17 protein-coding genes, 1 tRNA gene and 1 pseudogene are annotated in these 16,919 nt (G+C 70.2%); 13 read left to right on the top strand and 6 right to left on the bottom strand.

Features of this window, described 5'->3' with window-relative positions; all coding sequences use genetic code 11:
- Positions 1–54 precede the first annotated feature (54 nt).
- Positions 55–549 carry an SUKH-3 domain-containing protein gene (locus tag MQP27_RS15610; RefSeq protein ID WP_242765894.1) on the top strand — a complete coding sequence of 165 codons (495 nt, stop codon included), beginning with the start codon at positions 55–57 and terminating at the stop codon, positions 547–549.
- A gap of 137 nt (positions 550–686) precedes the next feature.
- Here the strand turns inward: MQP27_RS15610 and MQP27_RS15605 are convergent, their stop codons facing one another.
- The gene (locus MQP27_RS15605) at positions 687–2,003 is read right to left on the bottom strand and encodes a sensor histidine kinase (protein ID WP_242765714.1); all 1,317 of its coding nucleotides are present in this window, start codon (positions 2,001–2,003) and stop codon (positions 687–689) included.
- 167 nt (positions 2,004–2,170) lie between these two features.
- On the opposite strand from MQP27_RS15605, the pseudogene MQP27_RS15600 reads away from it, so the two are divergent.
- The 8 genes and pseudogenes from MQP27_RS15600 (at position 2,171) to MQP27_RS15565 (ending at position 8,514) form a co-directional block, all read left to right on the top strand.
- Positions 2,171–2,979 (top strand): annotated as a pseudogene (locus MQP27_RS15600) (hypothetical protein).
- A gap of 10 nt (positions 2,980–2,989) precedes the next feature.
- A tRNA-Gln gene (locus MQP27_RS15595) sits at positions 2,990–3,064 on the top strand.
- Between the two features lie 112 nt (positions 3,065–3,176).
- Entirely contained in the window at positions 3,177–4,625 is a 1,449-nt protein-coding gene (gene glmU, locus MQP27_RS15590) for a bifunctional UDP-N-acetylglucosamine diphosphorylase/glucosamine-1-phosphate N-acetyltransferase GlmU (protein ID WP_242765712.1), read from the top strand.
- A gap of 75 nt (positions 4,626–4,700) precedes the next feature.
- The gene (locus MQP27_RS15585; RefSeq protein WP_242765710.1) at positions 4,701–5,675 is read left to right on the top strand and encodes a ribose-phosphate diphosphokinase; all 975 of its coding nucleotides are present in this window, start codon (positions 4,701–4,703) and stop codon (positions 5,673–5,675) included.
- A 206-nt stretch (positions 5,676–5,881) separates the two neighbouring features.
- Positions 5,882–6,478 (top strand): 50S ribosomal protein L25/general stress protein Ctc, encoded by a 597-nt coding sequence (locus MQP27_RS15580; RefSeq protein WP_242765708.1) that lies wholly within the window; start codon positions 5,882–5,884, stop codon positions 6,476–6,478.
- A gap of 69 nt (positions 6,479–6,547) precedes the next feature.
- Entirely contained in the window at positions 6,548–7,150 is a 603-nt protein-coding gene (gene pth / locus MQP27_RS15575) for an aminoacyl-tRNA hydrolase (protein WP_242765706.1), read from the top strand.
- Positions 7,151–7,192: 42 nt separating this feature from the next.
- Entirely contained in the window at positions 7,193–7,705 is a 513-nt protein-coding gene (locus tag MQP27_RS15570; protein WP_242765704.1) for a hypothetical protein, read from the top strand.
- Between the two features lie 134 nt (positions 7,706–7,839).
- Positions 7,840–8,514, top strand: coding sequence for an LPXTG cell wall anchor domain-containing protein (locus MQP27_RS15565; RefSeq protein WP_242765703.1), 675 nt, complete (start codon positions 7,840–7,842; stop codon positions 8,512–8,514).
- A gap of 69 nt (positions 8,515–8,583) precedes the next feature.
- On the opposite strand, the gene ppc is transcribed toward MQP27_RS15565, so the two are convergent.
- The gene (ppc, locus tag MQP27_RS15560; protein ID WP_242765702.1) at positions 8,584–11,325 is read right to left on the bottom strand and encodes a phosphoenolpyruvate carboxylase; all 2,742 of its coding nucleotides are present in this window, start codon (positions 11,323–11,325) and stop codon (positions 8,584–8,586) included.
- Positions 11,326–11,637: 312 nt separating this feature from the next.
- On the opposite strand from ppc, the gene MQP27_RS15555 reads away from it, so the two are divergent.
- Together MQP27_RS15555 and MQP27_RS15550 are read left to right on the top strand one after the other, a co-directional pair.
- Complete coding sequence (locus MQP27_RS15555) at positions 11,638–12,651, top strand: acyl-CoA desaturase (protein ID WP_242765700.1); 1,014 nt, start codon at positions 11,638–11,640, stop codon at positions 12,649–12,651.
- Positions 12,648–13,325, top strand: a complete 678-nt coding sequence (locus MQP27_RS15550) for a TetR/AcrR family transcriptional regulator (RefSeq protein ID WP_242765699.1) — start codon at positions 12,648–12,650, stop codon at positions 13,323–13,325. Before MQP27_RS15555 ends, MQP27_RS15550 begins: the two co-directional genes overlap by 4 nt.
- Before the next feature lie 44 nt (positions 13,326–13,369).
- Here MQP27_RS15550 and MQP27_RS15545 read toward each other — a convergent pair whose 3' ends face one another.
- Genes MQP27_RS15545 through MQP27_RS15535 form a run of 3 tightly spaced genes read right to left on the bottom strand, consistent with a single transcriptional unit; the run spans position 13,370 to position 14,780 of the window.
- Positions 13,370–13,543, bottom strand: a complete 174-nt coding sequence (locus MQP27_RS15545) for a CsbD family protein (RefSeq protein ID WP_242765698.1) — start codon at positions 13,541–13,543, stop codon at positions 13,370–13,372.
- Between the two features lie 53 nt (positions 13,544–13,596).
- Positions 13,597–13,968, bottom strand: a complete 372-nt coding sequence (locus MQP27_RS15540) for a VOC family protein (RefSeq protein ID WP_242765696.1) — start codon at positions 13,966–13,968, stop codon at positions 13,597–13,599.
- Positions 13,968–14,780 carry a trans-aconitate 2-methyltransferase gene (locus MQP27_RS15535; protein ID WP_242765695.1) on the bottom strand — a complete coding sequence of 271 codons (813 nt, stop codon included), beginning with the start codon at positions 14,778–14,780 and terminating at the stop codon, positions 13,968–13,970. The genes MQP27_RS15540 and MQP27_RS15535 overlap by 1 nt, the downstream gene beginning before the upstream one ends.
- A gap of 119 nt (positions 14,781–14,899) precedes the next feature.
- Between MQP27_RS15535 and tamR the strand changes: the two genes are divergently transcribed.
- Complete coding sequence (gene tamR, locus MQP27_RS15530) at positions 14,900–15,397, top strand: MarR family transcriptional regulator TamR (protein WP_030941878.1); 498 nt, start codon at positions 14,900–14,902, stop codon at positions 15,395–15,397.
- On the opposite strand, the gene MQP27_RS15525 is transcribed toward tamR, so the two are convergent.
- Positions 15,356–16,123, bottom strand: coding sequence for a LuxR C-terminal-related transcriptional regulator (locus MQP27_RS15525; protein ID WP_242765693.1), 768 nt, complete (start codon positions 16,121–16,123; stop codon positions 15,356–15,358). The genes tamR and MQP27_RS15525 overlap by 42 nt on opposite strands.
- 259 nt (positions 16,124–16,382) lie before the next feature.
- Here MQP27_RS15525 and MQP27_RS15520 point away from each other — a divergent pair, with 259 nt between their 5' ends.
- Positions 16,383–16,838: a GNAT family N-acetyltransferase gene (locus MQP27_RS15520; RefSeq protein WP_242765691.1), complete on the top strand. Its 456-nt coding sequence runs from the start codon at positions 16,383–16,385 to the stop codon at positions 16,836–16,838.
- Positions 16,839–16,919: the final 81 nt, after the last annotated feature.

Here is a 16,919-nt window from a genome sequence, read left to right as displayed (position 1 = left end):
CAACACCGCTGTACGGCCTCGCGCCGACCCATGACCTCGACGATCGAAGGGCAGATGCACCCCGACCGCACCTCCTCCACGCGCTTCCCCGTGCCCGTCGACGCCGCCCTGCGCGCCGCCGGCTGGCAGCCCGGGCGCTGGGACATAAAGCAGGCCGAGTACTGGGCCGACGCCCTGCGCGACCACGTCTCGCCCGCGGGCCACCGGCACGCCGTCTTCCCCGCCGCCGTGGAGGCGTGGGCCGAGTTCGGCGGTCTGCACATCGCCCCGACCGGTCCCGGCCGCCAGGTCGCCCCCACCGCGGTCCATCTCGACCCGCTGCACGGCCTGCACCTGGCCCGCACCCTCGGCGACCTCGGCCGCGCCCTCGACACCGAGGTCAGCCCGCTCGGCACCGAGACCGACACCCAGGCCCTCCTCGCCATCGACGCCGAGGGCCGCGTCTACGCCCTCGACCACACCGGCGACTGGTACCTCGGCCCCGACATCGACCAGGCCCTCGCCGGCCTCGTCACGGGCATCGAACCGGTACGCCTGACAGCGGGCTGAGCCCCCACACACACGAGTACGGACCGATCCCCGCACGCAGATCCCGCCAGGCGGCTCCCCGCGCGCCGATCCCGGCAGGCAGGCCCCCTCACGCCGCACGCCCCGCACCCCGCACCCCGCACCCCGCACCCCAAGGGTCACGCCGCCGGAATCACCGCCGACACGCGGAAGCCCCCCGCGTCCGTCGGCCCCGACACGAACACGCCGCCCAGGCCGGTGACCCGTTCCTTCATCCCCACCAGGCCGTTGCCCCCGGACGGCAGCCGTGCCGACGACGCCGAGGCGACCTCCGGCGGCGGCTCGTTCTCCACCTGCATCGCGATCTCCGAGACCCGGTGCGCCACCCGCACATGCGTCTTCGCCCCGGCCGCGTGCTTGTGGACGTTCGTCAACGCCTCCTGGACCACGCGGTACGCGGTCTGCTCGATCTGCGCGGCGTACACCCGCGTCTCGCCCTCGACGGACAGGTCCACGACCATCCCGGCCGCCGCCGACTGCCCGATCAGCTCGTCCAGTTCCGAGAGGCAGGGCCCGTCGCCCTCGTCCACGGCCTTCGAAGCGGCCACGGCCGCCGCGACCCCGACCGCCGCCAGCGGAACGGCGGCGGACCGCTCCGACGGCCGCCGTACGCCGCCGTCCCCGCTCCTGAGCACCCCGAGCATCTCCCGCAGCTCGGTCAGCGCCTGCCGGCCCATGTCCCCCACCAGCGCCGCGTTCTTCACGGCCTTCTCGGGGTCCTTGCGGGCCACCGCCTGGAGCGCGGCCGCGTGCACGACCATCAGGCTCACCCGGTGCGCGACGACGTCGTGCATCTCCCGCGCGATCCGCGTCCGCTCCTCGCCCCGCGCCCACTCCGCGCGCTCCTCCGCGCGCTCGGCGAGCAGTTGCAGCTCCCGCTCCAGGCTGTCCGCCCGCTCCCGCAGGCTCTCCATCAACCGCCGCCGGGCCCCCACGTACAGACCCAGCAACAACGGAGGCGCGGTCATCCCGATGGCGATCGTGATCGCGGCGAACGGCACGAACCAGTCGCCGATCTGCCATTCCCCGTGCGCCATGTCCTGCTGCACGCGCACGAACATCACGATCAGCATCCCGACCAGCGACATACCGGCGAGCGAGCCGATGATGCGGCGGGGCAGCTCCGAGGCGGCGAGGGTGTAGAGGCCGACGATGCCCATCAGATAGCCCATCTGGGCCGGGGTGATCGCGATCGACACCAGTACGACGGCGATGGGCCACTGACGGCGCACGAGCAGCGCGGAACCGGCTAGCACGCCGAAGACGATCCCCGCGGCCAGGGGGATCCCCGCGTCGCGCGCGAACCGGATCCCCTCGAACGCGCACTCCGCCGCGGACGCGACCGCGAGCCCCACGTCCAACGCCGCACTACGCCACCGCTCCCACCACCACGGCCCTCCCCGGGCCGCGGCGTGGTCTTCCCCCGTCGTGGTCATGCCTCCAGCCTACGGGCGTCCGCGCCCCGTTTTCCGGTGAGTTTCCGGGACTGGCTTACACCACAGTGCGTGACCGACCGGATGCGAAACAAACCGCTTTCCCTCGAACTGCTGAATCGCTCACCGTTCGACCCCGGAAGATCGGATTCCGGCCAAAGGGTATGCCTATGGCACACGCACTCGGCAAGTACGCGGACTTCGAGACCCTCAGGGAGCAGGCGGTGGCGCTGCGGCGAGCGGGGCTCAGCCGACGCCAGATCCGCGACCGACTCCACGTCGACAACAACGACATCCTCAACCGCCTCCTGGAGGGCGTGCCGCCTCCGGAGTGGACCAAGCGCCCGAACGCGAAGGACGACCTGAGGCACAGGGCCCGGGAGCTGCGGCGGCAGGGATGGACGTACGACCAGATCCAGGTTGAGCTGGGGTGCTCGAAGAGCTCGATCTCGTTGTGGGTGCGGGACCTGCCCAAGCCTGAACGCCGCGATCCGACGGATCAAGCGAAGCTGGCAGCACAAAAACGATAGGAGCAAACCTGTCGGCCCGGGAGCTGTTCCTGGTGGGCGTGAGCCTCTACTGGGCAGAAGGCAGCAAGGACAAGCCGTACGACCGACGCGAGAACGTCACCTTCGTCAACAGTGACCCTGGCATGATCCAGGTCTTCCTGGCCTGGCTGGACCTCATTGACATTGCGCGCGAGCGACTCCGGTACTGCGTCATGATCCATGAGAACGCGGATGTAGCGGCTGCCGAACGGTACTGGGCGGAGCTCGTGGGCGCGGACCGCTCGGCGTTCAACAAGACGACCCTCAAGAAGCACAACCCCAAGACCGTTCGCAAGAACACCGGCGAGACCTACCGAGGTTGCCTAGTGATCAAAGTCTTGAAGGGTGCCGACTTGTATCGTCGCATCGAAGGCTCTTGGTACGGCATAGTGTTGGGAGCCGCTCGGCATTCCGGCCAGATGTCCGGATAGTCGAGTTCCATCCCCCGTGGTGTAATCGGCAACACACGTCACTTTGGATGATGTATTTCAGGTTCGAGTCCTGGCGGGGGAGCCACACTCGGTTCGGGCCCTGACCACACTGTCAGGGCCCGCTCCCATGTCCCCCACAAAACGCCCCGGTATCCTGCGGATGTCCCCACCCATCCCAAAAGCCGAAGGGCAACCCCGTGAGCGCCATTCGCCCGGCAGCCGTCGTCGTTCTCGCAGCGGGTGAGGGCACCCGTATGAAGTCGGCCACACCGAAGGTCCTGCACCAGATCTGCGGCCGGTCCCTGGTCGGCCATGTACTGGCCGCCGCCCGTGAGTTGGACCCCGAGAACCTGGTCGTCGTGGTCGGGCACGCGCGGGAGCAGGTCGGCGCGCACCTCGCCGAGATCGACCCCGGCGTACGCACCGCCGTCCAGGAGGAGCAGAACGGCACCGGGCACGCCGTCCGCATCGCCCTGGAGCAGCTCGGCGGCGCTGTCGACGGCACCGTCGTGGTCGTCTGCGGCGACACCCCGCTGCTCACCGGCGCCACCCTCCGGCAGCTCGCCGCCACCCACACCGGTGACGCCAACGCCGTGACCGTGCTCACCGCCGAGGTCCCGGACGCCACCGGTTACGGCCGGATCGTGCGCGACGGGACGACCGGTGCCGTCACCGAGATCGTCGAGCACAAGGACGCGACCGACGCCCAGCGGGCCATCCGCGAGATCAACTCCGGGGTGTTCGCCTTCGACGGGCAGCTGCTCGCCGAGGCGCTGAAGAAGGTGCGGACCGACAACAGCCAGGGCGAGGAGTACCTGACGGACGTCCTGGGGATCCTGCGCGAGGCCGGCCACCGGGTCGGGGCCTCCGTCACCGGCGACCACCGCGAGATCGCCGGCATCAACAACCGCGTGCAGCTCAGCGAGGCCCGGCGGATCCTCAACGACCGGCTCCTGACCGAGGCGATGCTCGCCGGGGTGACGGTCATCGACCCCGCGACCACCTGGGTCGACGTCACCGTCACCTTCGAGCAGGACGCCGTCGTCCACCCGGGCACCCAGCTGCACGGCTCGACGCACCTCGGCGAGGGCGCCGAGGTCGGGCCCAACTGCCGCCTCACGGACACCGCGGTGGGCGCCGGCGCGCGCGTGGACAACACGGTGGCCTACAGCTCCGAGGTGGGCGCGGGCGCGAGCGTGGGGCCGTACGCCTATCTGCGTCCCGGGACGCGGCTGGGGACGAAGGGCAAGATCGGTACGTACGTCGAGACCAAGAACGCCTCCATCGGCGAGGGCACCAAGATCCCGCATCTGTCCTACGTCGGTGACGCGACCATCGGCGAGTACACCAACATCGGCGCTGCCAGCGTGTTCGTGAACTACGACGGGCAGGAGAAGCACCACACCACCGTCGGGTCGCACTGCCGTACCGGCTCGGACAATATGTTTGTGGCTCCTGTCACGGTCGGGGACGGTTCCTACACCGCTGCCGGGTCCGTGATCACGAAGGACGTGCCGCCCGGTTCGCTGGCCGTGGCCCGTGGTCAGCAGCGGAATATCGAGGGTTGGGTCGCCCGCAAGCGTCCGGGAAGCGCTGCCGCGAAGGCGGCGGAGGCGGCATCCCGGCAGGTCGAGAGCGAAGACTGACCGGAAACGGGTGCGCCGGACACGGCGTACCGTGATAAGTGCACACCCAGTTGAGACACCTCTGAGGAGACAGCTGTGACCGGGATCAAGACGACCGGCGAGAAGAAGATGATGTTCTTCTCCGGCCGCGCCCACCCCGAGCTTGCCGAGGAGGTCGCCCAGCAGCTGGGGGTCGGGGTCGTCCCGACGAAGGCCTTCGACTTCGCGAACGGCGAGATCTACGTTCGCTACCAGGAGTCGGCGCGCGGCGCGGACTGCTTCGTGATCCAGAGCCACACGGCTCCGATCAACCAGTGGATCATGGAGCAGTTGATCATGATCGACGCCCTGAAGAGGGCCTCGGCGCGCTCCATCACCGTCATCGTGCCGTTCTACGGCTATGCCCGTCAGGACAAGAAGCACCGCGGCCGGGAGCCGATCTCGGCCCGTCTGATCGCCGATCTGATGAAGACGGCGGGCGCGGACCGGATCCTGACCGTGGACCTGCACACGGACCAGATCCAGGGCTTCTTCGACGGCCCGGTGGACCACCTGTTCGCGCTGCCGCTGCTCGCGGACTACGTGGGGCAGAAGGTCGACCGGAACAAGCTGACCGTCGTGTCGCCGGACGCCGGTCGTGTCCGGGTGGCCGACCGCTGGTGCGACCGGCTCGGCGCGCCCCTGGCGATCGTGCACAAGCGGCGCGACAAGGACGTGGCGAACCAGGTCACCGTCCACGAGGTCGTGGGTGAGGTCGAGGGCCGTGTGTGCGTGCTGGTCGACGACATGATCGACACCGGTGGCACGATCTGCGCCGCGGCGGACGCGTTGTTCGCGCACGGCGCGGAGGACGTCATCGTGACGGCGACGCACGGCGTGCTGTCGGGCCCCGCGGCCGACCGTCTGAAGAACTCCAAGGTGAGCGAGTTCGTCCTGACGAACACGCTGCCGACGCCGAGCGAGCTGGCCCTGGACAAGATCACGGTCCTGTCGATCGCGCCGACCATCGCGAGCGCGGTCCGCGAGGTCTTCGAGGACGGCTCGGTGACGAGCCTGTTCGACGAGCAGTAAGACGCGACGAGCAGTAAGACGCGCAGTAAGCCGAGCAGCAAGCCGTACAGCTTCGGCAAGATCGATTTTTCGTGGCCTTCCTCGCTGAGTAGACTGTCCCAGTTGCTCGGCGAGGGAGGCCACGCCTCCGTTATCGACGCGCTCTTCGTAGCAGGCCGTTCGTGGCCGGGTGACCACGTCCGTTCCGATTTCTACGAGGAGTGATCATGTCCGAGGTCAAGATCTCCGCCCAGACCCGCACCGAGTTCGGCAAGGGCGCCGCCCGCCGCATCCGCCGTGACTCCAAGGTCCCCGGCGTGCTGTACGGCCACGGTGCCGACCCGCTGCACCTGACCCTCCCGGGCCACGACCTGCTGCTCGCCCTGCGTACGCCGAACGTCCTGATCTCCCTGGACATCGACGGCAAGGCCAACGAGCTGGCGATCCCGAAGGCCGTCCAGCGTGACGCCATCAAGGGCTACCTGGAGCACGTCGACCTGCTGCTGGTCAAGCGCGGCGAGAAGGTCACGGTCGAGGTCCCGGTCCACACCGAGGGCGAGCTGGCCCCGGGCGGCTACCTGCTGGAGCACGTCCTGAACGCGCTGCCGGTCGAGGCCGAGGCCACCCACATCCCCGAGGCCGTCACGGTCTCCATCGAGGGCCTGGAGGCCGGCGCCTCCGTCCTCGCCAAGGACATCACCCTCCCCAGCGGCACCACGCTGGCCGTTGACGAGGACGCCGTCGTCCTGCAGGTCCTGGCCGCGCAGGCCGAGGAGGCCGCCGAGGGCGAGGAGGCCGCGGCCGAAGAGGTCGCCGAGGCCTGAGCCTGACGCTCACTTTCCTGTCAGCCGCTGTTCCCGTCCGGGGCAGCGGCTGGCGTGTATCGAGGAGACATGGACGTGACCACCCCCGCAGGTGCCCCCTGGCTGATCGTCGGCCTCGGCAACCCCGGTCCCGAGTACGCCATGAACCGGCACAACGTCGGGTTCATGGTGGCCGATCTGCTGGCCGAGCGGATCGGGGGGAGGTTCAAGCGGGCCGGGAAGGCCCAGGCGCAGGTCGTGGAGGGCCGGATCGGGCCGCCGGGACCGCTGAACCGCCGGGTGATTCTGGCGAAGCCGATGTCGTACATGAACCTGTCCGGCGGGCCGGTGAAGGCGCTCAAGGACTTCTACAAGGTCCCGGTCTCCAACATCGTCGCCGTGCACGACGAGCTGGACATCGACTACGGCGTCCTGCGTCTCAAGCTCGGCGGCGGGGACAACGGGCACAACGGGCTGAAGTCGATGACGAAGGCGTTCTCGGCGGAGTACCACCGGGTGCGGTTCGGCATCGGGCGCCCGCCCGGCCGTATGCAGGTCGCCGACTTCGTGCTGAAGGACTTCTCCTCGGCGGAGCGCAAGGAGCTGGACTACTTCGTGGACCGGGCGGCGGACGCCGTGGAGTGTCTGGTGATCGAGGGGCTGGAGCGCGCGCAAAGCACGTACAACTCCTGACTTGTCCCCCATCCGAGTTGACCGATCGTGCGGGCATGGCCAATGATCCCCGCCATGCCCGCAGCCACCGCCTCCCGTCAGGCACCTCGACAGGCATCCGCCGCCGCGCTGCGGTTCGGGCGGGTCGCGGCGATGGGTACCGTCGCGGCGCTGATCCTGATCGCCGGGGTGTGGGCCTCGTGGCGGACCGCGCCGTACGTGATGCTCACCAAGGGGCGGGAGACCGGCACGATCGAGGTGACGCGGTGCGGGGCGGACACCTGCACGGGTCCCTACACGCCGGTCTCGCAGGGGTCGACGGCGCGGGAGCGGGTCGTCATCGACAGGACCGTCGCGGTGAAGAAGGGGCGGCGCTACACCGTCGTCGTCATGCCCGGCAGCGACGAGGTCGTGCGCTCGGGGCCGGCCGGGATCCTGTACTCGTGGGTCCCGATGGGCGGCGCGCTGCTGCTGGCGTCGGTGGTCGTGGCGGGCGGGCTGCGCCGGACGCGGGCCGCGTGGGTCATGGCCGGGACCGGGATCGCGCTGCTCACGGCAGCTTTCGTGACGATCTGACGGCTTTCCCTGTTCTCCCTCGTGTGGAGAGTCTGTGTGTTGCCTGTTCGTGATTGACCGTAGGTCAGTCACGGCTGGAAGCTGAGCCGCCCCCTCCACATCTTCCCGTCCGTAACTCGAAGATGGACTGCCCCATGCGTACCCTCACCCGCGCCGGCGCCCTGTCCGCCGTCGCCGCGGCCACCTTGTTCGCCGCCCCGGTCACCGCCCACGCCACCGCTCCCGGTGACAACGGGACCGTGAAGATCCACGACGCCAGGACCGGCGAAGAGCTCAGGCGCAACGAGCCGCACGTCTGCACCTTCTACCTGGACGCCTTCGGCTTCGACGGCGGCCAGCAGGTCGGCTGGCACATCGAGGCCTGGGCCCCGACCGCCCACACCAAGGGCGAGACCGTGAAGTCCGGCGACATCGTCCTGGACGCCCAGGGCCACGGCCGCACGGAGGACCTGTCACTGCCCGACGGCCACTACAAGCTGTTCTGGAACTTCGCCGGCGAGAAGGGCGCCGCCAAGCACAAGGTGTTCTGGACCGACTGCGGGGACGACGACGCGAAGGGCGGCGGCGGTACGACGTCCACCTCGACGCCGTCCGCGTCGGCGTCCGCGTCCGCCTCGCCGAACTCGCCCGGGTCGTCCGCGAGTCCGGCCGCCGGCTCTGCCCCGTCCGCGTCGCCCTCCGCGCAGGGCGGCGAGTCGGGCGACCTCGCCGAGACCGGCAACGGCGCCCCCGTCGCCCTGCTCTCCGGGCTCGCGGCGGCGCTGGTCGCCGGGGGCGGTTACCTCGTGGCCAGGCGGCGCCGGGTCTGACGTAGAAGAAGAGACGGAGGTGCCCCCGAGCCCGTACCAGGCTCGGGGGCACCCCCAACTGCACGTTCGTCAGCCGGTGTTGCGCAGGCCCGCCGCCACGCCGTTGACCGTGAGGAGCAGGGCGCGGGACAGCAGCGGGTCGGGCTCCTCGCCCGCGGCGACCGCGTCGCGCTGGCGCTTGAGGAGGGTCACCTGGAGGTAGGAGATCGGGTCCAGGTAGGCGTCGCGGATGCTGAAGGTCTGCTTCAGCACCGGGGCGGCGTCGAGGAGTTCGGCCTCGCCGGTGACCCGGAGCACCTCGCGCACGGTCAGTTCGTGCTCGGCGCGGATGGTGTCGAAGACGTGCTTGAGCTCGTCCGGGACGAGGGTGTCGACGTAGTGGGCGGCGATCCGCAGGTCCGTCTTGGCGAGGGTCATCTCGACGTTGGAGATGAAGTTGCGGAAGAAGTGCCACTGTTCGTGCATCTCGTCGAGCACGGTGTCCAGGCCCGCCTCGCGCAGGGCCTTGAGCCCGGAGCCGACGCCGAACCAGCCGGGGACGATCTGCCGGGACTGGGTCCAGCCGAACACCCACGGGATGGCCCGCAGTCCGTCGAGCGAGACTCCCGAGCCGGGGCGGCGGGAGGGCCGGGAGCCGAGGTGCAGTTCGGCGAGCTGGTCCACCGGCGTCGACGCGAGGAAGTACGTCGGCAGGTCCGGGTCCTCGACGAGCCTGCGGTAGGCGGCGTGCGCGGCGTCCGACACGACGTCCATCGCGGCGTCCCAGCGGGCGAGCGCCTCGTCGGACTGGCGCGGGGCGGTGTGCAGGGCGGAGGCCTGGAGCGTGGCGGCGACGGTCAGTTCGAGGTTCTCGCGGGCCAGCGACGGCACGAGGTACTTGTCGGAGATGACCTCGCCCTGCTCGGTGACCTTGATCTCGCCCTCCAGGGTGCCCCAGGGCTGGGCGAGGATCGCGTCGTGCGAGGGGCCGCCGCCGCGGCCGACGGTGCCGCCGCGGCCGTGGAAGAGGCGCAGGCGCACCCCGTACCGGTGCGCCACGTCGCGCAGCCGACGCTGCGCCCGGTGGATCTCCCACTGCGAGGTGGTGATGCCGCCGAACTTGGAGGAGTCGGAGTAGCCGAGCATGACCTCCTGGACGTCCCCGCGCAGCGCCACCAGACGCCGGTAGGACGGGTCGGAGAGCATGTCCTCCAGGATCGTGTCGGCGGCCTTGAGCTCGTCCGTGGTCTCCAGGAGCGGCACGATGCCGATCTTCGCCCAGCCGGCGTGCAGGTCGATCAGGCCGGCCTCGCGGGCGAGCACGGCCGCGGCGAAGACGTCGTCGGCGCCCTGGCACATCGAGATGATGTACGACTCGATGACCTCGGGCCCGAAGACCTCCAGGGCCCGCTTGACCGTCTCGAACACGCCGAGGGTCTTGGCGCCTGCCGCGTCCACGGGCGCCGGGGTGGGGGCCAGCGGACGACGGGACCGCAGCTCCTTCGCGAGCAGCCGGGACCGGTACTCGCGGGGCATGTCGACGTACCGCCAGGACTCCTCGCCGAGCCGGTCGAAGAGCTGGCCGAGCGCGTGGTGGTGGGCGTCCGCGTGCTCTCGTACGTCCATGGTCGCGAGCTGGAGGCCGAAGGCGGCCAGCGTGCGGATCGTGCGGTCCAGGCGGCCGTCGGCGAAGAGGCCGCCGCGGTGCTCGCGCAGGGAGCTCTGGATGAGGGTGAGGTCGGCCAGCAGCTCGGAGGTGCCGAGGTAGTCGTGGCCCTCCTCGTGCGGGATGCCCCTGGCCAGGCGCTGCTTGGTGTTCTCCAGCTTCTGCCGGATGCAGGTGGCCTTGAGGCGGTAGGGCTCCTCGGCGTTGAGACGCTTGTAGCGGGGGCTGATCTCCGGCAGGCGCTCCAGGTCGGCCTGGAGGGAGTCGAGGAGCTCCTGGGTGGCGCCGGTGTAGCGGATGGAGTTGGAGAGGAAGCCGCGCAGCTCGTCGACCATCTCCAGGGCGTCGTTGATGCCGTGCTCGTGCTGGAGGATCAGGACGTCCCAGGTGACCTGGGGGGTGACGTTCGGGTTGCCGTCACGGTCGCCGCCGATCCAGGTGCCGAAGGTCAGCGGACGGGTGTCGTCCGGCAGCTTCACGCCGACCCGCTCCAGCTCGGCCGTGAGGTCCTCCAGGACGTCGCCGACCGCGCCCGCGTGCAGTTCGTCCAGGTAGTAGATGGCGTTGCGGGCCTCGTCGGCGGGCTCCGGGCGGACGACGCGCAGCTCGTCCGTCTGCCAGACGAGGTCGATGTTCTCGGCCAGACGGGTGTCGTAGCGGCGCCGGTCGGACTCGATGACCGGGGTCTCCAGGAGGGTCGCGATGCGCCGGAGCTTGTTGAGGACCGAGCGGCGCGCGGCCTCGGTGGGGTGGGCGGTGAAGACGGGCCGGACGTTGAGGTTGGCGACCGTCTGGCGCAGGTGCTCGGGGTCGGCGTCCTTGAGGCGGTCGGCGGTGCGGGCCAGCAGACCGCCCTCGGCGGCGCGCCGGGCGCGCAGCTCGCGGCCCCGGTGCACCTGCTCGGTGACGTTGGCCAGGTGGAAGTAGGTCGAGAAGGCGCGCACCAGCTTGGCGGCGGTCTCCAGCTCGATGCCGCGCAGCAGCTCGGCGGCGGCCTCTCCGTCCTCGCGGGTCAGGCGGCGGACCTTCTCGACGAGTTCCAGCAGCTCGGGCCCCTCCTGCCGGACGAGCGCCTCGCCCAGGAGGTCACCCAGCCGGCGGATGTCGGCGCGTAGCTCGGGGCTGGTGGTCGCCCGGGACACGGTCTGGTCGTCGGCACTGCTCACAGGTGCGGCTCCTTGCAGTGTTGAAGCTCGTCCGGCAGGGGAACCCGGCTGCCCGGGGCCGCCGCGGCGGGTGCCGCATACGGCCCTGACTTCCGGGAAGGAATCAGAGCGGACCGCGCTGTCCGACCGACTCCAAGGATAGGTGTCCATGCGGACGCGCAGACTCTCGGGCTCTTGCCGCCGGGCGGCGCACTGCCATACTTACGTCGCCGTAGGTTACGGAACCGTAGGGACCGTTGTAACGGAACCCGGGCACGGTCCCTCCAGCCGACCCGGCACTGCCTCAACCCTCGACCCCACAGGGGACGCCCCATGACCACGAGTTCCGATGTGATCGATGACGCCCCGAAGGCGAACAACAACGACACCCCTGTCCCTTCGGGAACTCTCGGCGGCGACAAGAAGGGGTCGATCGAGCAGATCGCCCTTCTCCTCTTCATCGTCGTCCCCTTCCTGGCCCTGATCGCCGCGGTGCCGCTGGCCTGGGGCTGGGGAGTGAGCTGGCTGGACCTCGGCCTGCTGGTCTTCTTCTACTACCTCGGCTGCCACGGCGTGACGATCGGATACCACCGCTACTTCACCCACGGTTCCTTCAAGGCGAAGCGGCCGCTGCGCATCGCGCTGGCCATCGCCGGCTCGATGGCGGTGGAGGGCCCGCTGGTGCGCTGGGTCGCCGACCACCGCAAGCACCACAAGTTCTCCGACGCCGAGGGCGACCCGCACTCCCCGTGGCGCTTCGGCGAGACGCTGCCGGCGCTGATGAAGGGCCTGTGGTGGGCCCACATCGGCTGGATGTTCGACGAGGAGCAGACGCCGCAGGACAAGTACGCCCCGGACCTGATCAAGGACCCGGCGATCCGGACGATCTCCCGGCAGTTCATCTACTGGACGATGCTGTCCCTCGCCCTGCCCCCGCTGATCGGCGGCCTGGTGACGATGTCCTGGTGGGGCGCGTTCACCGGCTTCTTCTGGGGGTCACTCGTCCGGGTGGCGCTGCTGCACCACGTGACCTGGTCGATCAACTCGATCTGCCACGCGGTCGGCAAGCGGCCGTTCAAGTCGCGTGACCGTTCGGGCAACGTGTGGTGGCTGGCCGTGCTGTCCTGCGGCGAGTCCTGGCACAACCTGCACCACGCCGACCCGACCTCGGCGCGGCACGGTGTGATGCGCGGCCAGGTGGACTCCTCGGCGCGGATCATCCGCTGGTGCGAGCAGCTCGGCTGGGCCTACGACGTGCGCTGGCCGTCACGCTCGCGTATCGATTCACGCCGTAACACCGGCCAGGATGGCTCTCGGCGCCGGAAGGAGACGGCCGAGGCGGCATGATTGACGCCGTGGCGACCGATCCGAGCAGCACCCCGAGTCCAGAGAAGCCGCGGCGAGCGCGTCGCACCCGGATGACGGGCGCCGAGCGCCGGGCGCAGCTGCTGGAGATCGGTCGCACCCTCTTCGCCGCGAAGGGCTTCGAGGCCACCTCGGTCGAGGAGATCGCGGCGAAGGCCGGGGTCTCCAAACCGGTGGTGTACGAGCACTTCGGCGGCAAGGAGGGCCTGTACGCGGTGGTGGTGGACCGCGAGATGCGGCGCCTGCTGGACATGGTGACCAGCTCGCTGACCGCCGGTCACCCCCGTGAGCTGTGCGAGCAGGCGGCCTTTGCCCTCCTGGACTACATCGAGGAGTACACGGACGGCTTCCGCATCCTGGTCCGTGACTCGCCCATCCCCCAGTCCACGGGTTCCTTCGCGTCCCTCATCTCGGACATCGCGACCCAGGTGGAGGACATCCTGGGCCGCGAGTTCAAGAGCCGCGGCTTCGACCCCAAGCTGGCGCCCCTCTACGCGCAGGCCCTGGTCGGCATGGTCGCGCTGACCGGCCAGTGGTGGCTGGACGTGCGGCGCCCCAAGAAGGCGGAGGTCGCCGCCCATCTGGTGAACCTGGCCTGGCACGGCCTGGACGGGCTGGAGGCGAAGCCGCACCTCATAGGGCGCCGCAAGAGCTGAAAACCCAGTGCTTGTCTGTGCTTGTCTGTGCTTGTCTGTGCTCGTCAGTGCTTGAAGGCGTCCTTGGCCTTCTCCTTGGCCTGGCGGGCGTCGCCCTTGGACTGCCGCAGCCGCCCCTTGGCCTCCATGCTCTCGTTGCCGACGGCCCGGCCGATCGTCTCCTCGGCCTTGCCCTTGGCCTGTTCCTTCTTGCCCTTGGCCTTCTGTTCGCCTGCCATTGCAGATCACTCCCAGTGACACGGGACTCGCCTGACGCCACGGCGGGTAACCCTCACGGGGTGGGGCAAACCGGTTCCAGGAACTCCAGCCGGTTGCCCACGGGGTCCTCGGAGTAGAAGCGCCGGTGCCCCGGCAGGTTCCCGTCCCAGACGACCCGCGCTCCCCCGGCCTCCAGCCTGGAGGCGTACGCCTCGATGCCCGTGACCAGCAGCCCCGGGTGGGCCTTCCGCGCCGGACGGAAGTCCTCCTCGATCCCCAGATGCAGCTGCACGGTCCCCGCCCGGAACCAGCACCCGCCCCGCGCCGCGAGCACCGGCGGCTTCGGGATCTCCTCCATGCCGAGGACGTCGGCGTAGTACGCGCGCAGGAGGTCCTCGCAGCCCGCCGGCGCCGCCAGCTGCACATGGTCGACGGCCGTCAGCATCAGGCCCCCTTGCGGGCCACGGCGAAGATGCGGCGGAACCGGAACGGCGTGCCGTGCGCGGTCGCCGGATAGGCCTCGCGCAGGGCCGCGCGGTACTCGCCGACGAACTCCTCCCGGGCCTCCGGATCATCGGCGAGCGCGGTGAGCACCGGCCGCAGCCCCGTCCCCTTCACCCAGTCGAGGACCGGGTCCTCGCCGCTCAGGAGATGGACGTACGTGGTCTCCCAGACGTCCGCCTCGCAGCCGAGCCCGGTCAGCTTCTCCAGGTAGGTCTCCGGCGCGAGCACCGCGTCGTCGTGCCGGAGGGTCTCGGCGAGGCGGTCCTTCCAGCGGGCGGAGTGGGCGAGTTCGCGCATCAGCTGGTGGCTCGGCGCCGAGAAGTTGCCGGGCACCTGGAAGGCGAAGGTCCCGCCGGGGACGAGCCCGGCGACCCAGTCGGCGAAGCGGTCCGCGTGCCCCGGCACCCACTGCAGCGTGGCATTGGAGACGATCAGGTCGTACGGCCGCGGGGGCGTCCAGGTGCGGACGTCGGCGTGGGAGAAGTCGAGGCGTCCGCCGCCCGGCGTCGGCCCCTCGTGCTCCGTCAGCGCCTGGTCGAGCATCTCGGGCGAGTTGTCGTACCCGGTGATGTGCGCGGTGGGCCAGCGGTCGGCGAGCAGCACGGTGACGTTGCCGGGGCCGCAGCCGAGGTCGGCGACGGCGGGCTGCGCCGCGGGGAGGTCGGGGACGCGGGCGAGCAGGTCGACGAAGGGGCGGGCGCGGTGGCCTGCGTGACGGAGGTACTGGGCCGGGTCCCAGGTGGGCGTCTTCATGCCGTCCACCTTCCCGGAAAATTTCTCTTGATGTCAAGAGACTAGATATCGAGAGGCTTGACATAAAGAGACTCGACATCAAGAGACTTCATGTCGACACAACCACTACACTGATCGCCATGGAGGACGAGGTCGATCGGCTGGTCGCAGCATGGCGCCGGGAGCGCCCGGACCTCGACGTGGAACCGCTCGAGGTGCTCAGCCGGGTGAGCAGACTGGCCCGGCATCTGGACCGGGCGCGCCGGCTGGCTTTCGCCGAGCACAGCCTGGAGCCCTGGGAGTTCGACGTGCTGACCGCGCTCAGACGGGCCGGGACGCCGTATCAGCTCTCGCCCGGACAGCTGCTGACGCAGACCCTGGTCACCTCGGGCACGATGACGAACCGCATCGACCGGCTGGCCAAGAAGGGCCTGGTGGAGCGGCTGCCCGACCCCAGCGACCGGCGCGGGGTGCTGGTGCGGCTGACCGACGAGGGCCGGGACCGCGCGGACCAGGCCCTGGCCGGACTGCTCGACCAGGAGCGCGCGATCCTCGCCGAGCTCTCCCGGGCCCAGCGAGGCGAACTCGCGGGTCTGCTACGCCAGTTGACCGCCCCGTTCGACAACATCCCCGGCTAGGTCGACGGGACCGACCCCGGCCCGGCGGGCCAGCGCGACCGCGGCCAGGGTGGAGTGGACGCCCAGCTTGCCGAGGACGTTCTGCATATGGGTGCGGACGGTGTGCGGGGAGAGGAAGAGCCGCTCGGCGACGGCCTTGCGGCCGAGGCCCGCGACCATGCACCGGAGCACCTCCCGCTCCCGCGGGGTCAGCGACTCCACGAGCCGTTCGCTCTCGGTGCGGTGCTTGCGCGCGGCCGTCAGCTCCCGCAGCACGCCCGTGAGCAGCGCCGGCGGCAGATGGGTCTCGTCGCGCAGGACCCCTCGTATGACATTGAGCAGCCGGGACAGCGAGCAGTCCTTGGCGACCCAGCCGGAGGCCCCGGCCTGCAGGGCGAGCGCGGCCCGCCGGGGATCGTCCTTCTCGGCGAGCACGACGATCCGTACGCCCGGCTGCGCGGTGCGCACCCCGGCGACCAGCGAGATCCCGTCGACGAGCCCGTCCTCGTTGTTGTCCTGGACCGGGACGGCGGGGCGTATGCCCTGCACGTTGCCGCCCAGATCGGAGTCGACCAGCAGTACGTCGAAGCGGCGCCCCTCGGCGGCCGCGCGCTCCAGGCTGCGCAGCGCGGCGGGACCGCTGCCGGCGGCGGAGACGTCGACGTCGGGCTCGGCCGCCAGGGCGGCGGCGAGCGACTCGGCGAAGATACGGTGGTCGTCGACGACCAGCACTCGGATGCGAACCACGAAACCCCCTTCCCCAAGCTCCTTGAAAGAGCAGGGGATACCCCTTTGTCGGGAGACGGTACGGGCGCAGGTACGACGCCCGAAGCGCGATGGCCCACCACGGCCGCCGCCGTGCGGAAACTGCTACCCCCACTTCGGGTGTCGTACCCGACTGTCTCGCCCCCTGATCAGCACCGGCCCCCACCGGTGCTGTTCATCAGGGTACGGCCGGGGGCCTGGAGCGGAAGGTAATTTGCAGAACTGGCCGACCGACGCGTTTATGGTGAGCCGCATGTTTCGTCTTGAGACAGAAGTCGACAAGGCCCGGCGCGATCTTCTCCGAATGCGGCTGCGGGACACCAACACGGCGGCCTCGCCGGTGCTCCGCGCCCTGCGCGGAACCCCAGGTGAACGCGAACTTCCGCTCCACGTCTGGGCGTTGACGGAGGGCGGCGAACTGGCCGGCGGGCTCGTCGGCCACACCTGGACGAGCTGGCTGCACGTGACCTACCTGTGGGTGGACGAGACCCACCGCGGCACCCGCCTGGGTTCGCAACTGCTCGCGGAGGCGGAACGGATCGCACGGGCCGAACGCGGCTGCGACCGGTCCCGGGTGGAGACGTGGGACTTCCAGGCGCCGGGCTTCTACAAGAAGCGGGGGTACGAGGTGGTGTGCGTGATCCCCGACTATCCGCCGGGGATCACGGAGTACACGCTGACAAAGCGACTCGGGTGAGCATATTCAGCCCGTCCGGCGTTTGAGGACGAGGCCGTTCAGGCCGAAGGCGGGGGTCTGGGGGCGGCAGCCCCCAGAACG

Origin of the sequence: Streptomyces cylindrosporus (assembly GCF_022698165.1) — a bacterium.
Taxonomy (GTDB): Bacteria; Actinomycetota; Actinomycetes; order Streptomycetales; family Streptomycetaceae; genus Streptomyces; species Streptomyces cylindrosporus.
This window is presented reverse-complemented; position numbering and strand designations above follow the sequence as displayed.